Here is a 1,137-nt window from a genome sequence, read left to right on the forward strand (position 1 = left end):
GGTGTCGGGGTGATGCGCAGGCGCTCGGTCTTCTTCGGCACCGTCGGGTAGTTGATCGGCTGCACATAGACGCCGCAATTGTCGAGCAGCAGGTCCGAGATCCACTTGCACTTGGCGGCATCGCCGACCATCACAGGGACGATATGGCTCGGATTGGGCATATGCGGGATGCCACGCTGATCGAGCAGCGCCCTCAGCTTGCGGACCCGATCCTGATGCCGCGCCCGCTCGAAAGGGCTGACCTTCAGATGCTGGATCGAGGCCACCGCACCGGCAGCGAGCGCCGGCGGCAGCGCCGTCGTGAAGATGAAGCCGGAGGCGAAGGAGCGGATGAAGTCGCAAAGTGCGGTCGATGCGGCGATGTAGCCACCCATGACACCGAACGCCTTGCCGAGCGTGCCTTCGATGACGGTCAGGCGATCCATCAGCCCTTCGCGCTCGGCAATGCCGCCGCCGCGCGGCCCGTACATGCCGACGGCATGCACTTCGTCGAGATAGGTCATCGCGCCGTACTTGTCGGCGAGATCGCAGATCTCCTTGATCGGCGCGATATCGCCATCCATCGAATAGACGGATTCGAAGGCGATCAGCTTCGGCGCCGTCGGATCGGCAGCCGCCAGCTTGGCTTCGAGATCGTGGATGTCGTTGTGCTTCCAGATCACCTTCTCGCACTTGGCATAGCGGATGCCCTCGATCATCGAGGCGTGGTTCAGCGCATCGGAGAAAATGATGAGGCCGGGGATCTTGGCGCCGAGGGTGCCGAGCGCGGCCCAGTTGGACACATAGCCCGAGGTGAAGATCAGCGCCGCTTCCTTGCCGTGCAGCTCGGCCAGCTCGCGCTCGAGCAGAACGTGGTAGTGGGTGGTGCCAGAGATATTCCGGGTGCCTCCCGCACCCGCGCCACAGTGGTCGATGGCGTTCTTCATCGCCTCGATCACCTTCGGGTTCTGACCCATGCCGAGATAGTCGTTGGAGCACCAGACCGTGACTTCTTTCGGACCGTCCGCCGTGTGCCGCGTGGCGCGCGGAAAGCTGCCGCGGTGACGCTCGAGATCGGCAAAAACGCGATAACGGCCTTCGCTGTGAAGCCCGTCCAACTCGTTTTTAAAGAACGCTTCGAAATCCATCATCTGCTCC

1 protein-coding gene is annotated in these 1,137 nt (G+C 62.8%); it reads right to left on the bottom strand.

The genetic code is table 11. The annotated features are described in order from the left end of the window. Positions 1 to 1,127: 5-aminolevulinate synthase (hemA, locus tag K9B32_RS28815; protein WP_224568787.1), on the bottom strand; the 1,127-nt coding region annotated here is incomplete at its 3' end. Between the last annotated feature and the right edge of the window lie 10 nt (positions 1,128 to 1,137).

This window comes from Rhizobium sp. 3T7 (assembly GCF_020166565.1).
In the GTDB taxonomy this organism is placed as follows: Bacteria; Pseudomonadota; Alphaproteobacteria; order Rhizobiales; family Rhizobiaceae; genus Rhizobium.